Source organism: Shewanella sp. MEBiC00475 (assembly GCF_005234075.1).
Taxonomy (GTDB): Bacteria; Pseudomonadota; Gammaproteobacteria; order Enterobacterales; family Shewanellaceae; genus Shewanella; species Shewanella polaris.
Genome location: NZ_CP039928.1, coordinates 4,396,852 through 4,420,786 on the forward strand (window position 1 = coordinate 4,396,852; position 23,935 = coordinate 4,420,786).

Annotated in this window: 18 protein-coding genes, 4 tRNA genes and 1 pseudogene; 14 read left to right on the forward strand and 9 right to left on the reverse strand. The window is 39.9% G+C overall.

The window, feature by feature from the left end:
- Window positions 1–4 precede the first annotated feature (4 nt).
- Entirely contained in the window at window positions 5–1,600 is a 1,596-nt protein-coding gene (locus FCN25_RS19480) for an IS66 family transposase (protein ID WP_137227019.1), read from the forward strand.
- Window positions 1,601–1,671: 71 nt separating this feature from the next.
- Here FCN25_RS19480 and FCN25_RS19485 read toward each other — a convergent pair whose 3' ends face one another.
- The 5 genes from FCN25_RS19485 to FCN25_RS19505 form a co-directional block, all read right to left on the reverse strand.
- Window positions 1,672–2,733, reverse strand: coding sequence for a PLP-dependent cysteine synthase family protein (locus FCN25_RS19485; RefSeq protein WP_137227020.1), 1,062 nt, complete (start codon window positions 2,731–2,733; stop codon window positions 1,672–1,674).
- A gap of 355 nt (window positions 2,734–3,088) precedes the next feature.
- Window positions 3,089–3,173, reverse strand: a tRNA-Tyr gene (locus tag FCN25_RS19490).
- A 30-nt stretch (window positions 3,174–3,203) separates the two neighbouring features.
- Window positions 3,204–3,288: transfer RNA gene (locus FCN25_RS19495), tRNA-Tyr, on the reverse strand.
- 30 nt (window positions 3,289–3,318) lie between these two features.
- A tRNA-Tyr gene (locus tag FCN25_RS19500) sits at window positions 3,319–3,403 on the reverse strand.
- Window positions 3,404–3,491: 88 nt separating this feature from the next.
- Window positions 3,492–3,576, reverse strand: a tRNA-Tyr gene (locus FCN25_RS19505).
- Window positions 3,577–3,701: 125 nt separating this feature from the next.
- Here FCN25_RS19505 and FCN25_RS19510 point away from each other — a divergent pair.
- From FCN25_RS19510 to FCN25_RS19525, 4 genes are all read left to right on the forward strand, one after another.
- Entirely contained in the window at window positions 3,702–4,199 is a 498-nt protein-coding gene (locus FCN25_RS19510) for a VC2046/SO_2500 family protein (RefSeq protein ID WP_137227021.1), read from the forward strand.
- A 133-nt stretch (window positions 4,200–4,332) separates the two neighbouring features.
- Window positions 4,333–4,620: a DUF406 family protein gene (locus FCN25_RS19515; RefSeq protein WP_137227022.1), complete on the forward strand. Its 288-nt coding sequence runs from the start codon at window positions 4,333–4,335 to the stop codon at window positions 4,618–4,620.
- Window positions 4,621–4,960: 340 nt separating this feature from the next.
- The gene (locus tag FCN25_RS19520; RefSeq protein ID WP_137227023.1) at window positions 4,961–7,192 is read left to right on the forward strand and encodes an EAL domain-containing protein; all 2,232 of its coding nucleotides are present in this window, start codon (window positions 4,961–4,963) and stop codon (window positions 7,190–7,192) included.
- 151 nt (window positions 7,193–7,343) lie between these two features.
- Window positions 7,344–8,552, forward strand: coding sequence for an IS256 family transposase (locus FCN25_RS19525; RefSeq protein ID WP_137227024.1), 1,209 nt, complete (start codon window positions 7,344–7,346; stop codon window positions 8,550–8,552).
- A 155-nt stretch (window positions 8,553–8,707) separates the two neighbouring features.
- Here FCN25_RS19525 and FCN25_RS19530 read toward each other — a convergent pair whose 3' ends face one another.
- Window positions 8,708–9,199, reverse strand: coding sequence for a YchJ family protein (locus FCN25_RS19530; RefSeq protein WP_137227025.1), 492 nt, complete (start codon window positions 9,197–9,199; stop codon window positions 8,708–8,710).
- 5 nt (window positions 9,200–9,204) lie between these two features.
- Window positions 9,205–9,792, reverse strand: coding sequence for a DUF4440 domain-containing protein (locus FCN25_RS19535; RefSeq protein WP_254693688.1), 588 nt, complete (start codon window positions 9,790–9,792; stop codon window positions 9,205–9,207).
- Window positions 9,793–9,912: 120 nt separating this feature from the next.
- Between FCN25_RS19535 and smrA the strand changes: the two genes are divergently transcribed.
- The 3 genes from smrA (at window position 9,913) to FCN25_RS19550 (ending at window position 14,003) form a co-directional block, all read left to right on the forward strand.
- Complete coding sequence (smrA, locus tag FCN25_RS19540; RefSeq protein WP_137227026.1) at window positions 9,913–10,515, forward strand: DNA endonuclease SmrA; 603 nt, start codon at window positions 9,913–9,915, stop codon at window positions 10,513–10,515.
- Between the two features lie 558 nt (window positions 10,516–11,073).
- Window positions 11,074–11,715, forward strand: coding sequence for a TetR/AcrR family transcriptional regulator (locus tag FCN25_RS19545; protein WP_137227027.1), 642 nt, complete (start codon window positions 11,074–11,076; stop codon window positions 11,713–11,715).
- 11 nt (window positions 11,716–11,726) lie between these two features.
- Window positions 11,727–14,003: an acyl-CoA dehydrogenase gene (locus FCN25_RS19550; RefSeq protein WP_137227028.1), complete on the forward strand. Its 2,277-nt coding sequence runs from the start codon at window positions 11,727–11,729 to the stop codon at window positions 14,001–14,003.
- 253 nt (window positions 14,004–14,256) lie between these two features.
- On the opposite strand, the gene pyk is transcribed toward FCN25_RS19550, so the two are convergent.
- The gene (pyk, locus tag FCN25_RS19555) at window positions 14,257–15,696 is read right to left on the reverse strand and encodes a pyruvate kinase (protein ID WP_137227029.1); all 1,440 of its coding nucleotides are present in this window, start codon (window positions 15,694–15,696) and stop codon (window positions 14,257–14,259) included.
- A gap of 424 nt (window positions 15,697–16,120) precedes the next feature.
- Window positions 16,121–16,975 carry a MurR/RpiR family transcriptional regulator gene (locus tag FCN25_RS19560; RefSeq protein WP_137227030.1) on the reverse strand — a complete coding sequence of 285 codons (855 nt, stop codon included), beginning with the start codon at window positions 16,973–16,975 and terminating at the stop codon, window positions 16,121–16,123.
- A 335-nt stretch (window positions 16,976–17,310) separates the two neighbouring features.
- Here FCN25_RS19560 and zwf point away from each other — a divergent pair, with 335 nt between their 5' ends.
- From zwf to FCN25_RS19590, 6 genes and pseudogenes are all read left to right on the forward strand, one after another.
- On the forward strand, window positions 17,311–18,780 hold the full coding sequence (zwf, locus tag FCN25_RS19565) for a glucose-6-phosphate dehydrogenase (RefSeq protein ID WP_137227031.1): 1,470 nt from the start codon (window positions 17,311–17,313) through the stop codon (window positions 18,778–18,780).
- A 9-nt stretch (window positions 18,781–18,789) separates the two neighbouring features.
- Window positions 18,790–19,488, forward strand: coding sequence for a 6-phosphogluconolactonase (gene pgl, locus FCN25_RS19570; protein ID WP_137227032.1), 699 nt, complete (start codon window positions 18,790–18,792; stop codon window positions 19,486–19,488).
- A gap of 11 nt (window positions 19,489–19,499) precedes the next feature.
- A complete protein-coding gene (gene edd / locus FCN25_RS19575) occupies window positions 19,500–21,326 on the forward strand; it encodes a phosphogluconate dehydratase (protein WP_137227033.1) in 1,827 nt (608 codons plus the stop codon).
- A 20-nt stretch (window positions 21,327–21,346) separates the two neighbouring features.
- A complete protein-coding gene (locus tag FCN25_RS19580) occupies window positions 21,347–21,991 on the forward strand; it encodes a bifunctional 4-hydroxy-2-oxoglutarate aldolase/2-dehydro-3-deoxy-phosphogluconate aldolase (protein WP_137227034.1) in 645 nt (214 codons plus the stop codon).
- Between the two features lie 535 nt (window positions 21,992–22,526).
- Window positions 22,527–22,934, forward strand: coding sequence for a hypothetical protein (locus tag FCN25_RS19585; RefSeq protein ID WP_137227035.1), 408 nt, complete (start codon window positions 22,527–22,529; stop codon window positions 22,932–22,934).
- A 248-nt stretch (window positions 22,935–23,182) separates the two neighbouring features.
- A pseudogene (locus tag FCN25_RS19590) lies at window positions 23,183–23,847 on the forward strand (aspartate/glutamate racemase family protein).
- Window positions 23,848–23,935 lie beyond the last annotated feature (88 nt).

Here is a 23,935-nt window from a genome sequence, read left to right on the forward strand (position 1 = left end):
CACCATGAAATTAAGCCCTGACAACTTACCCAACGACGTTGATTTGCTTAAGCAATTATTGCTTGAGACGCTGGCGACTAAAGACAATACTATCGAGTTGAGAGATGCTGAAATTGCTGAGCTTAAACACTCGGTGCAGCGGTTACTGGAGCAATTTCGCCTCGCACAACAACAGCGCTTCGGGGCCAGCAGCGAAAGCCATGATTATCAAGGTGAGTTGTTTAACGAAGCTGAAGTTACGGTTGATGAGCTTGTTGAGTTAACGACAGATGCTGATGTGTCAGTACCGCCTAAACAACGCGCCAAGCGCAAATTACTGCCAAAAGACCTGCCGCGAGAAGTCGTCATCCATGATATTAGTGATGAAGATAAGCAGTGTGACAGTTGTGGTCATCAGCTGGCATTAATGGGCCAAGACAGTAGTGAGAAGCTTAAGTTTATACCGGCACAAATCAGTGTGATTGAGCATGTTAGATTAAAATACAGCTGCAAGCATTGCGAAACGCAAGGCACCAAGGCCAACATCAAGCAAGCGCCCGTGCCCGTCAGCCCCATTCCTAAAAGTTTTGCCACCCCAAGTCTATTAAGCCAACTCATCACCAGCAAATATCAGTACGCATTACCCCTTTACCGGCAAGAAGCCTTGTTCAAGCAACATGGTATCGACTTAAGTCGGCAAACCATGGCCGATTGGATGATGAAATCCGCCGCTCTGTTTAAACCCTTATATGATTTACTGCACAAACATTTGTTAACACAAGAAGTCATCCATGCGGACGAGACCACCCTCAAAGTGATTAACGATGAGCGGGTGAAATCCTATATGTGGGTGTATTGCGCTGGCGCGGATGGGCCAAGCACTGAGCCTCGATATCAAGGTTTACGCAGCATAGTGCTTTACGACTATCAAGACGGTAGCCGTGCGGGCACCTGCGTGAGCCGTTTTCTTGCCACGGAGCAAACGGTGTTTAATGGTTATTTACAGGTCGATGGTTACGCAGCTTACCAGCAGGTAAGTAATAAGCTTGTTGGCTGTTGGGCCCATGCACGGCGTAAATTCAAAGAAGCGCTAGTGGCGCAAGGAAAACCCAAAGTAGGTAAAGTCAGTAAAGCGGATATGGCACTGAGCATGATAGCCAAGCTGTACCGCATTGAAACCCAAATACAATCACTGAGCCTGGAAGAGCGTCTGTATTTTAGGCGCACCCACTCACAACCCCAATTGGTACTATTTAAGCAATGGCTGGATAAATCATCGCTGCAAGTATCAAAGGGAAGCCCTCTAGGCAAAGCCATCCATTACAGCCTCAATCAATGGGAAAAGCTCAGTCGTTACACAGAAGATAGCCGACTCAATATCGACAACAACCGCGCAGAGCGAGCAGTAAAACCGTTTGTGATAGGCCGAAAAAACTGGCTATTTAATCACAACCATCGTGGTGCTGAAGGCAGCTCTATTTTATACAGCATCATAGAAACCGCTAAAGCTAACGGTCTTATTCCGTTCGATTACATCGAACACTGCTTGGAGCAGCTATCCCATCCAAACTGTGACCTTAATAGCCTCTTGCCCTGGCTCGTTGATCTAAGCAAGGCGTAGTTCACCGGACGCTCACGATAAATACAAAAATGCCGTTGCTTATAACAACGGCATTTTTGTTGATAATATTGCTAAATCAATAATCCAGTATCATTAAATTTCAACAGCTTATCTTGGTAATGTTTAAAGCAGCCAATATTGCTGTTAACCCATTCAGGGTCATAATAAGTATCTAAATAACGATCGCCTGAATCACAAATTAAGGTCACAATTGAACCTGTTTGTCCTGTTTGACGCATTTTAGTCGCGAGCAATAATGCACCGTACAAATTAGTGCCGGTCGAAGCGCCTGTTTTACGACCAAGGAGTTGCTCTAACCATTGAATTGTCGCAACTGAGGCTGCATCGGGAATTTTTATCATACTATCAACAACGCCCGCAATAAATGAAGGCTCAACTCTTGGACGTCCTATACCTTCAATCTTACTGTTTTTGTTGCAAACAATACTGGCATCGCCACTGTTAAAGTAATCATAGAAGACAGAGTTTTCTGGGTCGACAACACACAATTGAGTTGTTTGTTGTTGGTAACGAATATAACGACCAATAGTAGCGCTAGTGCCACCGGTTCCCGGACTCATCACAATCCATGTTGGGATAGGATGGGGTTCTTTTTCCATCTGATTAAAAATTGAATCCGCAATATTGTTATTTCCTCGCCAATCCGTAGCACGTTCTGCATAAGTAAATTGATCAATGTAATGACCCTTCAATTCATTGGCTAAGCGTGCCGATTCAGGGTACATCTGACTGCCGTTTTCTACGAAATAGCATTGACCACCATAAAACTCAATTTGTTGGATTTTCTTTTTTGCTGTCGTGCTTGGCATTACTGCAATAAAAGGTAACCCAAGTAAGCGGGCAAAATAAGCTTCTGATACCGCTGTACTGCCTGATGAGGATTCTATAATCGGCGTGTTTTGTTTTATCCAGCCATTACATAAGGCATATAAAAATAGTGATCGGGCCAGGCGGTGCTTTAAACTGCCCGTTGGGTGAGTGCTTTCATCTTTTAAGTAAACATCAATGCCAACAAGTTTGGGAAGATCTAACTTAATAAGATGTGTATCTGCTGAACGTTGATAATCGGCTTCTATTTTTGCGATGGCCTGATTGACCCAAGTTGATGACATGCAAGGACACTCGTTATTCTAAAAAGGAATAAATAATAACTAAAATGTTAGTGTGTGAATAGTGCTTATGGTCACAAAGGAGTGTTAATCATCATAAACATGACCGAGCCAAATGTGGATATCGATATAGATAGTAAAACCACGATCAAATAAATATTAAATGATAATGGTCATAGAAATATACACAACTGTATTTGACTGATTGAGTAGTAAGTTATTTATATGAAACGCGATGAATTTTGCCGGTCAAACTAGGAAAATGAGAACGTTACACTGAAGAAAATAATATAGTAGGGCAGGTATTAAAGATAACGAGATTAGTGTTTGGAAGTAGCAGATAAACTAAGATGTAAAATGGTGGAGGGAGAAGGATTCGAACCTTCGAAGGCTGAGCCGTCAGATTTACAGTCTGATCCCTTTGGCCACTCGGGAACCCCTCCACAGCAAGATAAATAGGAATAAAAGAAAGATGGTGGAGGGAGAAGGATTCGAACCTTCGAAGGCTGAGCCGTCAGATTTACAGTCTGATCCCTTTGGCCACTCGGGAACCCCTCCACAGCAAGATAAATAGGAATAAAAGAAAGATGGTGGAGGGAGAAGGATTCGAACCTTCGAAGGCTGAGCCGTCAGATTTACAGTCTGATCCCTTTGGCCACTCGGGAACCCCTCCACATATTTTCTTTTTTCTTACTCTCTTTTTACATTCTAACTCTTTACAGCATTAACACTTTTAAATTGAAACTTTGAAGCAACGCAAATGGTGGAGGGAGAAGGATTCGAACCTTCGAAGGCTGAGCCGTCAGATTTACAGTCTGATCCCTTTGGCCACTCGGGAACCCCTCCTCAATTGCGGCCGCCATAGTAGTCAGAAACCTTTTGTATGTAAAGTATAAAATTGAATATATTCCTAAAGTTTATGACTGTTTGGTCGATAAATTAGCATCGAGCATAAGTAGTGATGTTTTTATATGCAAATTGAATCAACATTAGTCAATGAATTACAAATAGGAAACCGATTAAACGCCGCGATTGAACATAATCGTCGCGGTGAATTTGGTTTGCTATTGGCTATGTTGTCAGTTGACGCTCGTGATATGGCGCAATTTCAATTTGATAATGATGTAGAAAGCACGCAAAAGCTGCGTAATAAATTTTCAGTACCGCAGCCACAATTGTTGGTTGATGACATTTCAGTCCACCCAGACACCACAGACAACGCTATCGTGTTTCAGCAACATGGTGCTAAGCAGTTTCACCTCCAACAAGCATTAACACCTGAAGCGCTAGTTATTAGAGGTTCACAACCAGATTCAATGATCGAAGTGTTGAATAACTGCGATTACCTGACAAAAAATAAAGCCATTAATGCTTACCAACAACACACACCATTAGAAGATATGCATTTTCTGGATCAATTAAGTACCCAACGAAAGATTTCTGAAACGTTATCGCACCAATTTGCTTAACTATCGAGTCGTACATGATGATACGGATAAGATCTAATGTGTATTTATGTTAATTGTGAGCATGACTAATAAAAACCGTTCAAAACTACGATATATTTACACTGATAATTTTCGATATTGACGGAATAAACTAATGATTAAACAAATTAAACAGCAACAAGGTAATGTCAGTGACAGTTGTACTGAATGCGGAAGTTATGTTGACATTGGTGCCGTTGTTGAAGCTGACGATACGTTATTAATATTAAACTTTTCCGGTGATGATGCGTTGATGCAAGCTCAAGCGATGCAAACAACAGCGCAACAACGTTTTAGTGACACCAAAGCTAACCTTGTCGATAAAGATAATATGATTACTCTAACGTTGGATTTTACTTTTAGTGTAGAGAAAATGATTTTTCAACTTGAAAATGAGCTTTAATTTTAGTCTATGTTAGGGTTAATAGAAGGGTACCAAATTATTGTTGTTAAAACGTTTTTTTGGGGTGTAGCTACACTCTACTGCAATGCTCACAAACCGTAACAATATGTAACGAAGTGATTGCTGTTTATGAGTATCGCGTGTAATGTGCTTTACTTAATCAAGGCATAGTCGTTGTTACTAATATAGTAAAGTGAATGCTTTTTAGTGCAAGTTTTGCTCCCAATGTATTGCCTAATTATTTGACTCATGCTCTTAAAATCAGTGCTAATAACAATAAATAGAACTGATTTGATGTTTTCAAAAAATTAGGGAAATGAAGCCATTTTTCGGGATTTAAATGAATCGACAAGATCAACAGCATTTATTGGAATTAATTGTAAATTCTAATGCTAAACAACAAGGTGATTTTACAAAAACCTCTGAGTTTGTGTGTCAACTGCTGCTCGAATATTTCGCTGCATCGTTTGTGTCCGTTTGGACCCTAGAAAATAACACCGCAAATGACGGTTTAGTTGTCAATGATAATTCTATTGTCGATGGCAGTTGTGTATGTGAGCATACTTTAGTTGCCAGTCAAATAGCTGATCAATTAGTTCATGTGTCTAATCTGAGAACAACAGCTATTGAACCTCAATATTTTGATGAATTGCGTTCCCACCGCTATATCTTATCCAATGGTAATTCTCAGGTTAATCTAATTCACACATTTTCTGAGTACTACCAGCATCATAACATTGTCACTAGTGTTGATATTGCCATTCGAATTAATGGCCATATTGAAAGTGTACTATCGATTGAAAACTGTGAAGAGATAAATTGGCTAGATTCTGATATTCAATTTGCTATTCAATGCGCTGACCAATTAGCGTTAGCATTAGCGACTCGCTACTCTTATGACAGCAACGAACAAATTTATCTATTGCGAAATGCAACTGAACAATCTGACCATGTGGTCATGCTGATAAATACCGATAGCCGTATTATTGAGTATGTTAACAGTGCCCATGAGAAAATGACCGGATTACCGCGTATCTCGGTAGAGCACAATAACGTAATTAGCCTTGATTTATTTAAGGATACACCACAGCGTCTTGACCTCCTTATTAATAAATTACACAACAATGAAACGGTCAAAGGCGACCTTAAGTTAGAACGAATTGATGGTAGTGAATATTGGTTAAATTATCACATTACCCCATTTGTGACAGAACAAGGCAAGCGTTACGCGTTGGTGTCTAGCTTCGATAATTCAGCAGAATTTTTACATAAAGCAGAATTGGAGCGTCTAGCCTGGCATTGCTCATTAACTGGGTTGCACAATCGTAGTCATTTTATCCCTATGTTAGAGCATGCTAAAGAGGGTACGTTAATCCTGATTGATTTATTAGGCTTCAAACGTTTTAACGATACTCATGGTCATGATCATGGGGATAGTTTATTAGTAGAAATTGCGCGACGTTTAAAACATTTTGCTGTGGCAGCAAACGCAATAGATGTCGCTAGAATTGGCAGTGATGAATTTGCTGTGTTATTGCCACCCATTGAGCTTGAAACCGATACAGAGCTAATGGTTAGCAAGTTGTATATGAATTTAGCTGCGCCATCTATAATTTCCAGAGAGAAAATAGAGCCGAAACCGGCAATTGCCGTGGTTGATATTAAATCTGTAGTCGGATTATTCTCCCCATTATCTTGTGCTGATATTACCCTACAACATGCTAAGAAAAGAAATGATGTTCATTATCAGCTATTCAATGAAAAGCTCCTCGATACGTTTACCATTAATGCAGAAATAGAACGTGATTTACATCATGCTATTAGTGGCCGAGAGTTTGAATTGTATTATCAACCTTTAATGGACTTACAAAATAACCAATACATTGGCGCAGAAGCGTTAATTCGTTGGCATCATCCTAAAAAAGGTGTGCTATATCCAGGGACATTTATCGATATAGCCGAGAAAAATGGGGTGATTAACCAAATCGGTGAATGGGTATTAGAAACCGCCTGCAAACAACTTAATTTATGGCAACACAAAAATGTAAATATCACCATGCACGTGAATGTGGCTCCAAAACAGTTTTTCAGCGGTAATTTGTATGAACAAGTTTGGCGATTGGTCACTCGTTATCGGATAAAACCAAAGACCTTAATCTTAGAAATTACCGAAACAGAGTTAATGGGAGATATTCGTTACGCTATTAAATTGTGCCATGAGTTGGCCGAATTAGGCGTCGGTTTGGCTATTGATGATTTTGGAACCGGTTATAGTTCAATGAAGTACTTAAAACAGTTCCCGATATCTAAATTAAAAATTGACCGATCGTTTATCATGGATATTTCATCAAGCCATGAGAGCCGTGAAATTGTGAGTGCTATCATCGCAATGGCTAAGGCTCTGAATATTTCTTTAACGGCAGAGGGTGTAGAAACCAAAGAGCAAGAAGAGTTTTTAACTATGAGCGCTTGTCATCATGCGCAAGGTTTTTTATATAGCCCAGCAATACGTGTTAATGACTTTGCAATGTTTATCAACGCCCACGACACAAAACGACTTCATCATTCATAAGTGACTCTAATATCAAGTTGGTTGTCATTAATCATATTGGCGGTTTAAAAGAGTTATTTACAGGCTCTATTTCGATTTTGTAGAGCCTGTAAATAATTTTGTGTAACTGCTTTTCAATCAGTACCCTATTAGGGTCAATGGAAGGTAGCACATGAATAAACAAGAATTAGAAGCTTTCGCTAAACAAGCAGCCAAAGGCATAAAGTCTGAAGCAGACCTAAATGATTTCAGGGCAATGTTAACTAAAGTTACCGTTGAAGCAGCTTTAAATGCTGAACTTGAACATCATTTAGGTTATCAAAAAAATGAGAAAGCCCTCACTAACAATAGCCGTAATGGTTACTCCAGCAAAAAAGTCAAAACGGAAGAAGGTAGCTTTGAGTTAGGCACGCCTCGCGACCGTAATGGCAGTTTTGAACCTGAAATTGTTAAGAAGCATCAAAGCCGCTTCACATCAATGGATGACAAGATTTTACATCTGTATGCCAAAGGTATGACGACACGCGATATTGTCGATACTTTTGATGAGATGTATGGTGCTGAAATCTCTCCTACGCTCATTTCTAGAGTGACGAACTCAGTTATAGACCAGGTTATAGAGTGGCAGTCGCGTCCACTTGAGCCTGTTTACCCCATCGTTTTTCTAGACTGTATCGTGGTTAAAATAAGGGAAAACAATAAGGTCATCAACAAAGCGATTTTCTTAGCCCTTGGCGTCAACCTTGAAGGTCACAAAGAGCTGCTTGGGATGTGGATAGCGGAGAATGAAGGCGCCAAGTTTTGGCTCAATGTGTTGACTGAACTTCAAAACAGAGGACTCAATGATATCCTCATCGCCTGCATCGATGGCTTAAAAGGCTTTCCTGATGCCATTAATACCGTATATCCGAAAACACAAATTCAGCTCTGTATAGTGCATATGGTACGAAACTCGATGAAATTTGTGCCGTATAAGGATTACAAAGTCGTTGCTGCTGACTTAAAGAAGATTTACCACTCAGTGACGGAAGAAGAAGCCTTGCTGAACTTAGCGCGTTTTGGCGAGCAATGGGATGACAAATATCCGAGTATCTCAGCCTCTTGGCAGCGAAATTGGGCTAATCTCAATACACTATTTAACTACCCTGAAGATATCCGAAAAGCAATCTACACCACCAACGCAATTGAATCATTGAACAGTGTTATCAGAAAAGCCATCAAGAACCGTAAACTGTTTCCTAATGATGACTCAGCGAAGAAGGTTGTTTACTTGGCTATTATGCAAGCATCGAAGAAATGGACAATGCCGATTAGAAACTGGAAACCGGCACTGAATCGCTTTATTATTGAATTTGAAGAACGAATTTCAGATTATATATAAATTAGGTAGTTACACAGAATCTGTTACAGGGTCATTTTGTACTTAGCGACTATTGATTTAACTTAGTTTACATTAGTGAACAATTAACACTCTCCTTGTTACCTATTATTTCGTGTTTTAATCATTATTGTTAATAGTGGCCTTTTAGGTTGCTGCTAACTTAAACACTTAGCACAGCATTGCTTGAATTTTTTGCCGCTATTACAAATACAAGGATCATTTCTTCCCGGTAACCTGGTTGTCATTTGTTGTCCTTGAGTATAAAACCAGCGATTCTGTTGTTTAACAAATGATGAACATTCATAAATCGCATCAATCTGCTTGTTATCAATAAACCAGGCTTTAAATGTCACCTCACCATGATCAGATTGTTGTTTTGACGACACTACTTCTAGCCCAAGCCACTGGGTATTTCCTTGAGCTAACTGTTGTTCCGTTAACCCCTGTAAATAGTCAGGATGGTGGGTCAATATTAGATAGGTAAAGTGGCGTAATACAAATGCGCTATACCGTGAACGCATCAAGCGCTCTGGTGTGTCCGCTACACTATAATTCAAATGATATGGTTCACAACACTGCACATAGGTTTGTAAACTACCACAAGGACATTGTGAAGATGCTGAGTCCACAGAGTTGATATTAACCATGATGATTATTCTTTTGTGGTCGCTTCAATAAATTGTCGACCATAATACAGATTAGGCACAGGTTTCGCGTCATAGTAAAAATGTGGTGCTGTATGAGTATTTGAATCAACGCTGATTTTCCATTGCTGCTTGTTATCTTTCGTGAAAATGGTGACAAATTTCCCTGCAAACTCACTCACAGGTTCTCCCGATTCTTTTCCTGGGTGAAAGCGCACTAAATAATAACCGATATCAGTTGCGCTATTAGGCTCTATAGATCGTACAAGAATCCTAAAATCGACCTCAAGTTTGGCATTTTTACGTTTTATTTTATTAAAGAATCGGCTATATAAGTTTAGAATATTTTCCTTACCGATAATAATGCCTCTATCTTGGGTTTCAGAGATATACACTGCATCTTCAGTGTATATATCTTCCATAGCGGTTAAATCTAATTGTTCAAAAGCGTGAGTTAATTTTTCAAAATTAGCATTTAAGGTTTGATCTGCAGTCAGTTCTGTTGAAGACACGTTAAATGCAGTTACACACAAACTGAGTATGATTAACCGTGTTGTTAACCATGACGTATTGGATAAGGTCAATATACTTTTCAAGGGTTGTTCTCTTTTTATCTGACAATCAATAATTACAAGCGATACCGTTAGTATGACTATAAATTATTCATTTACTTTGCTAAAGCATAGAATGTTTACAAAATATGTAGGAGATGACATATGTCGTTAAGTGATGACCAATTATTTCTACAAGAAATGGCCGATGTGATGCCTCTTAAAGATGAAAATCAATCATCATTAGCGAATGCGTTACTTCATTGTGCAAGTATAACCGATGCTCAACTTGCAAAGCGAGCTGCTGCACAACAACATGAGTTATTACAATTACTGCCAACGGAGCCATATTTGATTCATGCCGTGAAGCCTGATGAGGTCGTAAGCTATAAAATTGATGGCATCCAAAATGAGGTGTTTACACTATTAAGTCAGGGTAAGTATCCTGTTAAAACAGTCCTAGATTTACATCAGTACCGACTTAAACAAGCTCGTGAAAGTTTAATGAATTGTATTTTTAGTGCTCACGAACGGGGCGAACGTAATCTGCTTATTATTCATGGTAAGGGTTATAAAAGTAAACCCTACCCAGCATTAATGAAATCGGCAGTGTGTCATTGGTTGCAACAAATTGAACCCGTTACAGCATACCATTCAGCAACTTATAACCATGGTGGTGTCGGCGGGGTATTTGTGATGTTGAAGAAATCGCAGCAGAAGAAAGTGGAAAATAGTGAGTTAAATCGAAAGGGCTGTGGTTTTAGATAACAACATAATGCTAAATATTTTCACTACACTATAAGTTCTATGCCTTTTTTACATTAGCTTATAAACGATTATTATGAACAACCCCATTTACGCTATCATCAACTAATCATCTTAGTTTGAAGGCCTTGTTCATCTAATTATAAAGATATTATTGCAAGTGTTTTAATACTCTTTTATTGTCCATTTTAATCGTAATGTCTACATTTAGCGCTTCTGGTAATGGTTGGCTTGGAGTTATGTTCAACATCTGGCGAGCCTAGTTCGAAAATTAACAGTTGTAATATTTCAATTTTTATAAGATTAAAACCTGATTTGAGTAATGCATTAAGTTCAATTTAAGACGGCCGTTTTAAAGGCAAATGTATTATATTAGCTTCGATGATTTTTATCTATGTGTGTGTTCATAAAGTTGAGGATTTTACATAAAGGCGACTAATTTGATGGTGGTGTTACCATTTATGTTACTTAACTAGATCAATAAAGCTGATAATTTCGATTGACATCTGTGCGCTCAATGATTAATTTAAACGGGTGTTTAAATTAAACTTGGGTCCTGGAATGGCAAGCCGTACTGATACAAAAACAAGAATACTTGATGCTGCTGAAAAGTTGTTTGCTGAAAGAGGTTTTTCTGAAACTTCATTACGACTAATCACCAGTAAAGCTGAAGTCAATTTGGCATCGGTCAATTACCATTTTGGTTCGAAGAAAGAGTTAATTCGTGCAGTATTAGCTAGATACTTAGATGTGTTCATGCCAAGCGCCGCGATAGAAATTAAACGTATACACCATGCACCTGAAGATGCATCACTTAACGAGATTTTTTCTGCTCTAATTAAACCGTTACTTGAGCTCAATAAAGTCCGTAACGGTGGCACGATTATATTTTTACAGTTGCTGGGGCGTGGCTATATTGAAAGCCAAGGTCATTTACGCTGGTTTATTACTACGCATTATGGCGAGTATTTAGCCACATTTGTACAAGCAGTTTCGGCCAGTGCGCCGCATATACCAGCTGCTGAAATGTTCTGGCGTTTGCATTTCACTTTAGGAACGATAGTATTCACTATGGCTTCTGCTGATGCATTAAATGAAATTGCTTTGGCCGATTACGGTGAACATAATGATATTGAAGCAATTCTTCGTAAAGTAATCCCTTACATGGCAGCTGGTGTTGCTGTCCCTGTGTTAACAAACTAAGAAGGTATAAAATGAGTATCATCATATTGCTAGTTATAGCGATTATTGTCCTCTTTGGTGTACGTAATATCAGGATGCAAGTTATTACGCGTCCTGTATTTTCGTTCTTCAAAAAAGTATTGCCTCCTTTATCGAGTACCGAAAAAGAAGCAATGGAAGCGGGTGATGTTTGGTGGGAAGGTGAATTATTTCGCGGAAAACCAAATTGGAATACCTTACATGGTTACGGTAAGCCTACATTAACGGCTGAAGAACAAGATTTTATTGATAATCAAGTTCAAACTGCATTAACTATGATTGACGATTTCGATATCGTCCATAATCGTAAAGATCTTCCTCCAGAGTTGTGGCAATACTTTAAAGAGCAAGGTTTCTTTGCGTTAATCATTCCTAAAAAGTACGGTGGACGTGAGTTTTCAGCTTATGCAAACTCAACCATCGTGGCTACCATTGCGACTCGAAGTGTAAGTGCTGCTGTTACTGTAATGGTACCTAACTCTTTAGGCCCTGGTGAGTTACTCACGCATTATGGTACTCAAGAGCAGAAGGAACGATGGTTACCTTCACTTGCTATTGGTAAAGATATCCCTTGTTTTGCCTTAACCGGTCCAGAAGCGGGCAGTGATGCTGGCGCAATTCCTGATTTAGGTATTGTTTGTCGCCGTGAGTTTGAAGGTGAAGAGACATTAGGGTTAAGCTTAACGTGGAACAAGCGTTACATTACCCTCGCACCAGTTGCGACTGTATTAGGTCTTGCATTCCAAATGCGCGATCCTGACGGTTTGTTAGGTGATGTTAAAAATCTTGGTATTACGTGTGCTTTGATCCCAACAGACCATGAAGGTGTTGAGATAGGTCGTCGTCATAACCCATTAATGATGGCATTTATGAACGGGACGACGAGCGGTGAAGATGTCTTTATTCCATTAGATTGGATTATTGGTGGACCTCAGTTTGCCGGTAAAGGCTGGCGTATGCTGGTTGAGTGTTTATCTGCAGGACGTGGTATTTCACTACCTGCATTGGCTACAGCATCGGGCCATGTATGCACTAAAACGACCACGGCATACAGTTATGTACGTCAGCAGTTCGGTATGCCAATAGGTAATTTTGAAGGCGTACAAGAAGCTATGGCGCGTATTATCGCCAATACATATCAGCTTGAGGCTGCACGTCGTTTAACCACTCAAGGTATCGATTTAAAAGTGAAACCTTCAGTTGTGACTGCTATTGCTAAATATCATATGACCGAGTTAGGTCGTGATGTATTAGAAGATGCAATGGACATTCAATCTGGTAAGGGCATTCAACTTGGACCTAAAAACTATTTAGGTCACGCATTTATGGCTAACCCAATCTCAATTACAGTAGAAGGTGCAAACATTCTAACTCGTTCATTGATGATTTTTGGTCAAGGTGCTACACGCTGTCATCCATACGTATTAGCTGAAATGGAAGCGGCGGCAATGGAAGATGAAACATCGGCTTTAGATCGTTTCGACTCATTGTTACTTGGCCATATTGGTTATGCTGTAAGTAATGCGTTACGTTCATTTGGTAGTGCATTAACAGGCAGCCGATTTGCCAGTGCACCAGTGAGTGGTCCTACGCAGCAGTATTATCGTGATATGACTCGTATATCTTCTTCACTTGCGATCATGACTGATTTATCAATGTTGATTATGGGTGGCGATCTCAAACGTAAAGAGATGATTTCTGCACGAATGGGCGATGTATTAAGCCAGTTATATTTAGCGTCAGCAACATTGAAACTGTTTGAAGATAATGGCCGTCAGCAAGATGATTTAGCGGCAGTACATTATGTGATGACAGAGCGTTTACATTTAGCGGCTAAAGCGCTTGAAGATGCAATTCGCAACTTCCCAAGCAAAATTGCAGCTGTGTTACTTCGGGTATTAATTTTCCCATTGGGTAATCATTTTAATGCGCCAAGTGATAAGTTTGCTGTCGATTTAGTTAAAGGCATGCTTAAGCCTGGAGCTGCACGTGATCGAATTACATTCTTGTGTAGTGAATTTGATGGTGACACAAGTGGCATAGCAGAAGTAGAAAGTGCCTTCTTAGCTAAATATGCTGCGAAAGATTTATATAAGAAACTTAAGAAAGCGCAACGAAGCGGCCACATAAAATCTAAGCTTCCTATGCTTGAGTTATTTGATGTTGCATTAGAAAAAGACATCATCACTGAAGCTGAGCATAAACAGCTTGTAGAAGCAGATGTAATGCGTTTAGCTGCTATCAACGTTAATGACTTTGAAAAGCTATAATGTAAGTTAATTACATTAATCTTAAGTTTTGAGAAATAATTACGTACATAAGCCCCGACTCTGTCGGGGTTTTTTTTATCCATCATGTTACGGATTAACGATGAAGCAGGGGAATGGTAGCTACTTTTAAGGTATAGCGTTAATGTTCAAAAAAATCGATAAAAAAGCCAATCCGAAGATTAGCTTTAGTGTTAACGAGTGTATCACCGCGTGCGAGTAGTGAATGTTCCTCGTTATATTTGGTTAGACTTGATTAAGCAACAATCAACACTTTACAAGTGTTAGTGCCACCGATGGTTTCCATCACGTCACCTTTAGTCATTAGAACCATATCCCCACTGACTAAATAACCTTTGTTCACTATGCAGTTTAATGCTTCTTTAGCGAGTTCTTCAGCAGGATATGCAGTAGAGTCAAAATTAACTGGCTGAACACCACGGTACATACACATACTGGCTAAGGTTTTTGGATGACGAGTTAATGCAAATATCGGCAAACCAGAGCTAATACGAGACATTAATTTAGCCGTCTCACCTGATTCCGTTAACGAAATAATCGCTTTGACACCAGGTAAGTGGTTAGCTGCATACATAGTTGATAGAGCGATGGTCTCTTCAATAGATGAAAACTGCTCATTCATACGGTGGTTGGATACATTCACACTTGGATGTGCTTCTGCGCCAATACAGACATTAGCCATTGCCATAACAGTTTCTTCAGGGAAATCACCAGCAGCCGTTTCAGCTGACAGCATTACCGCATCTGTGCCATCTAGAACAGCATTTGCTACGTCCATAACTTCAGCACGTGTAGGCATAGGACTCGAAATCATCGATTCCATCATTTGCGTTGCAGTGATAACCGCTTTGTTTAACTGGCGTGAACGTTGAATTAAACGTTTTTGTACAGCAACAAGCGCAGCATCACCAATTTCAACACCTAAATCACCACGTGCAACCATCACAACATCTGATGCTCTAATTACATCATCCATTGCTTCGTCTGATTCTACTGCTTCAGCACGTTCAACTTTTGCGACAATAAGTGCTTTACTGCCAGCTTCAAGCGCTAAAGCACGTGCTAAGTCTAAGTCAGCTCCAGTACGTGGGAATGACACGGCAAGGAAGTCAACATCAATTAACGCGGCAGTTTTAATGTCTGCCATGTCTTTTTCTGTTAAGGCTGGGGCTGTTAGTCCGCCGCCTTTTTTGTTAATGCCTTTGTTATTAGATAACGGGCCTGCAACAGTAACAGTAGTAAAAACCTTTCGATCTTCAACTCGTTCAACTTTTAATTGAACTCGACCGTCATCAAGCATTAAAATATCACCAATAACAACGTCATCTGGTAATTGCTTGTAATCAATACCGACTTGATTTTCGTCGCCTTCACCTTTGCCTAAATCGGCATCAAGTACAAAAGTATCGCCTAAATTAAGTTTGATTTTTTTGTTGTCTTTAAAAGTAGATATTCGAATTTTCGGACCTTGTAAGTCACCTAGAATAGCGACAGTTTTGCCCAATTCTTTGGCGATCCTACGTGTATCAGTCGCGCGTTTTAAATGATCTTCTGGTAAACCATGTGAAAAGTTAAGTCTAACAACGTTAGCGCCTGCTATGATAATTTTACGTAAATTGTCATCGCGATCAGTTGCTGGTCCGAGTGTAGTAACGATTTTAGTTCTGCGGAACATAAGATACTCCGTTAATGATAAGAAAGATTTTGTGTTAAATAGAATTCGGTTATTTAAAGTACGCCAGCTATCTTAGTACTTAAATGATACAAGTATATTAACAGAGATTCGGCTAAATGTAGTAAAGTTACCAACAAAAAGATCGTTTTTAATGTGTGATTTATGTGACAGATTAGCGGTTTTTATAATAAAAAAGGTCAAACAGCAATGCTGTTTGACCTTAATAACAATATTCATTGCTGTATTAATGGGCTCAAATGGTCGAAAATAACTGAATCTTGTAATTAGTATCCAGTTATCCGATTACGAATATGCTTAATACATCATAAAAAGCTTGTGATATCTAGAGTAAGTATTACTGTAAGTATTAGGGGCGAGGGTGTAAAAAAGCCCTCTATCCATTACTTGTAAGATGCACTTAGGTTTATATGGTCAAATCCTTGTTCACGCGAGATTCTTTTAATACTTCTTTTACGCGTTTTAAATTATCTCGGAAACGTGGGCCTCGGCGTAAGGTAAAGCCTGTGGCTAAGACATCTATGGTGACCAACTGTGCTAAACGTGATGCCATCGGTAAATACATATCCGTATCTTCAGGAACTTCCATTGTCACAGGCAAAGTGCATTCTAGAGACAATGGCGAATTGCGGGCGGTAATACCGATTACTGCAGCACCATTCTCACGAGCTATTCGGGCTATTTCAATCAATGATTTTGTCCGACCTGTGTGAGAAATTAACACTACGACGTCACCTTCGTTGCAGTTAATACAACTCATTCGTTGCATTAACACATCATCGAAACAAATTACAGGTACGTTAAAACGGAAGAATTTATTTTGTGCATCATGAGCGACAGAAGAAGACGCTCCGAGACCAAAAAATGAAATGGTTTTTGCTTGAGTGAGTACGTCAACGGCTTTGTTAATTGCCGCAGTATCAATGCTTTGACGTGCAGTATCAAGTGATGCCATTGAAGATTCGAATATTTTAGTTGTATAAGACTCTGGAGAGTCATCTTCTTCAACGTGACGACTAACATAGGGTGTGCCATTAGCAAGACTTTGGGCCAAATGTAACTTAAAATCAGGGAAGCCCTTAGTATCTAATCGACGACAAAAACGATTAACCGTTGGCTCACTGACATCGGCCATTTTGGCTAATGTCGCAATACTAGAATGTATAGCTGTTTGCGGTGAGGCTAATATGACTTCGGCAACTTTACGTTCCGATTTACTAAATTGGGTAAGGCTTTTTTGAACCTTTTCAAGGGTATTCATAAGCAAGCATCCGCTAAATAGTAGCTAAAAGTAGGTGATGTAATTTTATACCATAACTTACATGATATTCGTAAATTAAGTTATTTTTTTACCATTAATTCGTTTCTATGGTTATTTTTCAAGACATAGATCACTATTAAATGGTTCAAAAGCCTTGTGGTATGCGGGAAATCATAGCAGATAATGGGTACATATAACTAGATTAACAATAACGCAATATTTATAAATTAAAGATGCAATATTGATGTTCTGTTGTTATATTACAACAAAAGTGTGCTTTTATTCATCGTTCGAATTCGGATAGCACACACATATAATTAGGAGAGCTTTCAACAATGGGTAAATCAATTGGAGCCAAGGCTTGTGATTTCGTACTTTTCGGTACTAAAGGCGATTTAGCAAGGCGTAAATTATTACCTTCTTTATATCAACTAGACAAAGCAGGATTACTAGACAAGGAAACCAAGATAATTGGTGTAGCAAAAGACGCATTTACTCATGAAGAGTTTATTGCTCTCGTTACAAAAGCTTTGAACACATTTGTTAAAGATGAAATTTGCCCTACTACGTTAGCCCGCTTCTTAAGTCGTTGTCATTATATAGGCACTAATTTTACAGAGCCAGAAGGCTACAAAGCTTTCCATGAGTTACTTGAGCCAAGTAAACGCGTGATGGTGAACTATTTCGCGACACCTCCTTCTCTTTTTGGCGTTATATGCCGCTGTTTACATGCACAAGACCTAATTCATTCAGATACTCGTGTTGTGTTAGAAAAGCCAATTGGTACTGATCTAGAATCATCACGTGTGATTAACGACCAAGTAGCCGAATTTTTTAATGAGAATCAGGTATACCGTATTGACCATTATCTTGGTAAAGAAACGGTACAAAATTTAATAGCGCTGCGTTTTGCTAATTCCTTGTTTGCATCTAAATGGGACAACCGTACTATTGATCATGTACAAATTACCGTAGCTGAAGAAGTTGGTATTGAAGGGCGTTGGGGATATTTTGATGGCGCAGGTCAGATGCGCGACATGATCCAAAATCACTTATTACAAGTGTTAACTTTGGTTGCTATGGATCCTCCAGTGAATTTAGATGCTGACAGTATTCGTGATGAAAAAGTGAAAGTACTTAAATCATTACGTCCAATTAACCTCGATAATGTGTATGAAAATACCGTTCGTGGTCAATACAGTGCAGGCTTTTTAAAAGGTTCACCTGTTCCGGGTTACTTAGAAGAAGAAGGAGCCAACACTAATTCAAACACTGAAACGTTTGTTGCATTGCGTGTAGACATAGATAACTGGCGTTGGGCTGGAGTGCCATTTTACTTACGTAGTGGTAAGCGTATGCCGTTCAAGAGTAGTGAGATTGTGGTGTATTTTAAAAACCCTCCACATAACTTATATCGCGCAAGCTACCGTAATTTACCACCCAATAAGCTAACCATCCGATTACAACCTCATGAAGGTGTTGAAATTCAGATGATGAACAAGGTTCCAGGTCTAGAGCAAAAGCAACGTTTACAAACCACTAAGCTCGATTTAAGTTTTAGTGATACGTTTAAAAATGAACGTATCGCAGATGCATATGAGCGTTTATTACTTGAAGCAATGTTAGGTAACCAAGCCTTGTTTGTTCGTCGTGACGAAGTAGAGCAAGCATGGAAATGGGTTGATGGGATCATCCAGTCTTGGGAGCAAAGTGGCGAAAAGCCAAAGCCATATCCAGCAGGCACCTGGGGGCCGGTTTCGTCAGTGGCATTAATCACCAAAGATGGCCGTTCTTGGGACGAGTAGGGAGTAACCATGATCAAAGATACTGTATTTAAATCATTTGAAACGCCCGCTGCACTTGAAGCTAAGTTAGCCGACAAAATTGCCCAACAATTGCAAAATGCCGTTGATACTCGTGGCAAGGCCAGTTTAGTGGTATCTGGCGGTTCAACACCGTTGAAATTATTTGAGCTATTAAGCCACAAGTTAGTCGACTGGAGTGATGTTTACATTACTTTAGCTGATGAGCGCTGGGTTAATGCTGATGAAAAAGATTCAAACGAAAGGTTGGTTAGAGAGTTTCTATTACAAAATAGGGCCGCCAGCGCTAAATTTCGCGGCTTAAAAAATATGTTTGCAACGCCTGAAGCCGGTTGTGATATGACCAGTGAATCGTTAGCGAACTTCCCACGTCCATTTGATGTGGTTGTACTGGGAATGGGGACTGATGGGCATACTTGTTCATGGTTTCCATGCAGTGCAGAACTAGATAATGCATTAACAACTAAGGCTTTGTGCGTCGCTGTGAATCCAACTACAGCCCCGCATGCACGCATTACCTTGTCAAAAGATGCTATTTTAAATAGTCGTCAGATTTATTTGCATCTTGTCGGAGAGCCTAAATTAACTGTATATCATCAGGCACTTGAAAATGATGATGTTACCCAAATGCCCATTAGAGCTATATTAGCGCAGCGTAAAACGCCCGTTGATGTGTTTTATAGCGCGTAAGGAGTTTTACCATGCACTCAGTAGTACAAGCGGTTACCGATAGAATTATTGCTCGTAGCCAACAATCTCGTTCAAGTTATTTATCTGCATTAGACGATGCCAACACTCGAGGCGTTCACCGTAGCGCATTAAGTTGTGGCAATTTGGCCCATGGATTCGCAGCTTGCCAACCAGAAGCAAAAGATTCATTGCGTCATTTGACTAAAGCCAATATAGGTATTGTGACAGCTTTTAATGACATGTTATCTGCACATCAACCATACGAGACATACCCAAATATGCTTAAGCAAGCATGTATGGATGTGGGCAGTGTGGCACAAGTGGCTGCAGGTGTTCCTGCTATGTGTGATGGCGTGACTCAAGGTCAGCCTGGCATGGAACTGAGTTTACTTAGTCGCGAAGTGATTGCTATGTCTACCGCAGTTGGCTTATCACACAATATGTTCGACGGTGCTTTGCTACTCGGTATCTGTGACAAGATTGTTCCTGGGTTATTAATTGGCGCCTTAAGTTTTGGCCATTTACCAATGCTATTTGTGCCAGCGGGGCCAATGAAGTCAGGTATTCCAAACAAAGAAAAAGCCCGTATTCGTCAGCAATTTACTCAAGGTAAAGTGGATCGTGCAGTATTACTAGAAGCCGAAGCTAAGTCTTACCATAGTGCTGGAACGTGTACTTTTTATGGTACTGCCAACTCAAACCAGTTAATGCTAGAAGTAATGGGATTACAGTTACCGGGTTCTTCATTTATTAACCCTGATGACCCAATACGAGATGAATTAAGCAAGATGGCTGCTAAGCAAGTATGCCGTTTAACATCAATGGGCACGCAATATACTCCAATTGGTGAAATTGTTACTGAAAAGTCTATTGTTAACGGTATTGTGGCCATTTTGGCCACCGGTGGTTCAACCAATTTAACAATGCATATTGTCGCTATTGCGCGTGCTGCCGGTATTATTGTCAACTGGGATGATTTTTCTGATTTGTCAGACTCTGTGCCGTTACTCGCTCGTGTTTACCCGAATGGTCAAGCTGATATTAATCATTTCCATGCTGCAGGCGGCATGGGGTTCTTGGTTAAAGAGTTACTTGATGGTGGTTTATTACATGAAGATGTCAAGACTGTCGCAGGTTTTGGTTTACGTCGTTATACCCAAGAGCCGCGTTTAATTGAAGGCGAACTTAAGTGGGTTGATGGTGTAACTGAAAGTCTAGATAAAGAAGTATTGACTCATCTAGATACACCTTTTCAAAAGAATGGCGGTTTGAAACTGCTTAAAGGTAACTTGGGTCGTGCGGTGATTAAAGTCTCTGCAGTGCCTTCAGCAAATCGAGTCATTGAAGCTCCAGCAGTCGTCATTAATGATCAAAATGAAATTGACGAGTTGTTTAAATCTGGATCGCTAGATAGAGACTGTGTCGTTGTTGTTAAAGGTCAGGGGCCTAAAGCTAATGGCATGCCAGAACTACACAAGCTAACTCCTTTCTTGGGCACCTTACAAGATAAAGGGTTTAAAGTTGCATTAGTGACTGATGGCCGTATGTCTGGTGCGTCAGGGAAAGTACCTGCTGCTATACATTTAACGCCTGAAGCCCTCGATGGTGGATTAATTGCTAAGGTTGAGGATGGCGATTTAATTCGTATCGATTCAACCACAGGTGAATTATCTCTGCTTGTTGATGAAAAAACACTTGCTAGCAGAATTGCTGGGAAAGTTGATTTACATCACTCGAGCTATGGTATGGGGCGAGAGTTATTTGGTGTCTTACGTCGTAGTTTAAGTAGCCCTGAAACGGGTGCTAGAAGTACTAGTGCTATTGATGAATTATATTAAAAATAAAGGAAGTCGGTAATATGCTTAAGCCTAATAATTGGTTGCTACAACCACAAGACGTGTTTAAACGTAGTCCGGTTGTTCCGGTCATGGTGATTAATAAAATTGAACAAGCTGTTCCATTAGCAAAAGCATTAGTGGCAGGTGGTATTAGTGTTTTAGAAGTGACTTTACGTACTCCTTGTGCGTTAGAAGCGATTGCTAAAATAGCTAAAGAGGTGCCTGAAGCGCTTGTTGGTGCTGGTACTGTGTTAAATGAAAGTCAGCTTAAACAAGCCGTTGAAGCAGGTGCCCAATTTATTATTACCCCAGGGGCTACTGTTGATTTATTAAAAGCTGCCAAGAATGGAACTGTACCGTTAATTCCAGGTATCGCTAGCATTTCAGAGATAATGGTAGGAATGGAGTTGGGTTACACTCACTTCAAATTTTTCCCAGCTGAAGCCTCTGGCGGTGTTAATGCATTGAAATCTTTCTCTGGCCCACTGTCTAATATTCATTTCTGCCCAACAGGTGGTATTAGCCTTGCCACTTATAAAGACTATTTGGCATTGCCTAACGTTGATTGTATTGGTGGTAGCTGGATTGCTCCAACAGACGCAGTTGAAAATGAAGATTGGACTCGTATTACGCAATTGTGTAAAGAAGCGTTAGCTGGTCTTTAATTAATTGTTTAATCGCAGCACATTAAAAACCAGCTTAGTAAGCTGGTTTTTTTATGCCTTGTACGCTTAGCCATATTGATCTGGCATATGGCCTTAGGCCATCTCTTAATTTGATCGGGTCAGAGTGATGTTAGTTAAATATGCTTGTTAACAATTACTTACAGATTTTTTGCGCCACAACATTAATTGTAAAATTGTGATTAGCTAGAAACATAGCATACACCATTCCAACCTCCCTTAAGCGCTCAACTCAATGCTCATGAAAACTGATAAGTGAAATTTCTGATCTACGTTGACTCCAAAACAAATTAGGAGGAAATTGGTAGTACAGGGAACATACATAAATAAGTTTTTGGTGGGTAATGTAAGTCCAAATCTAACACAAAGCACTACATTCGTTCCCTTAGGTCACTGGGACCCATAAAGCTGCACCGCAAAGTGATAATCGTGCAGCGTTTCACCCGTAGGCTTAACGTTAGGTGGAATGACATCAAAAGGCACTTGCTAAAGACTCTTTATCTAAAAGGAGTGCATTATGAATAACGAACACAATCATGACTATAGCGATCACAAACAAGACTATAGTGACCACAAACATGACCACTTGGATCATGAACAATGGCAAGCCGACCATCAAAGTTGGCGTATCGAACACTGTAAGTTGCTTGCCACCCTGCACAACATTGAAGCCGATATTCACGAACATGAGGCGCAAATTCTAATGCATGAGCAAGAAATTATGGCTCATGAGATTGAGATGGCGCGTCACGAAGAGATAATTAGTGCACATAAGCGCTCGGGCGAGCGAGCAGGACATGATGGCGCTCAGGTTAACCATGATACTCAGCATAAGGCTCACAAAGCTTTTGCCAGTGAGCATGAGCAATTGAAAGAACGTCATCGGGCCATTTGTAATAAGTTTAAAGAGTTGAACTTGCACTGATTACCCTAGAAAGTGGCTTATTTGCTACCACACGACTAATGATTCTGGTGCTTGGGTTCATAATAAGTCTGATTGCGATAATCGGCGGGATATTGACGAGCCTGTAGAATGTTCAAGTGCAGGCTGAAACCCATTTTTGCTGCGGGAGAGTTACTTAGGATATTTTCTATAACGTGTTCCCGCATGAATTAATTGCTTAGCAATTGTGGTTTTTCGTATTGCTCTGAATTTAATTGAGTAAAATATGCATGAATGACAGTATGAGTTGGGAGTCGGCGTAAAGCTATTATCAGGCGATTAACCAAGGGGTTAAGACAGTTTTAGGTGACTTACATTCAGAGAAAATATGTTTGTACAGTGTCGATTTTGCTGAAATTGAAGCGTCACAGCATCAAGGGGTATGGATGTAGCTGATGCCGCTTTTGTGGTAGAAGCCGGTGACGCTGATTTTGTGATTATTTGTACCAATACCATGCACAAAGTGGCTGATGAGATCCAAGCACAAATCTCTATACCCATTTTGCATATTGCTGATGCTATAGCCGAGGTGTTGTTAGCCGATGGGATCAATAAAGTCGGCTTGCTGGGCACGCGCTTTACCATGGAGCAAGACTTTTATAAGCAGCGAATAACCGCTAACTATCCCATTAAGGTTATTGTACCTTCGCTAGGCGAGCAAATATTAATCCATGATGTGATATATCAAGAGCTATATCTTGACACTATTAATCCGCAATCACGGCAATCCTATCTTGGAATTATTGACAAATTTTATGAGCAAGGGACTGAGGCTGTCATTTTAGGTTGTACTGAAATAGCCTTACTTGTGCAGCAACAACATACTCATGTGTCTTTGTATGATACTACTCAACTCCATGCAAATAGTGCCGCTATGCTGGTATTGGCTAAGTAACATTAATTGGGGATAACAAATGTCTTTCAAACTGCTTATTACCTCGTAACAGTTAAATTGAGTGCAGTCGATTCATTTTCAAATGCAT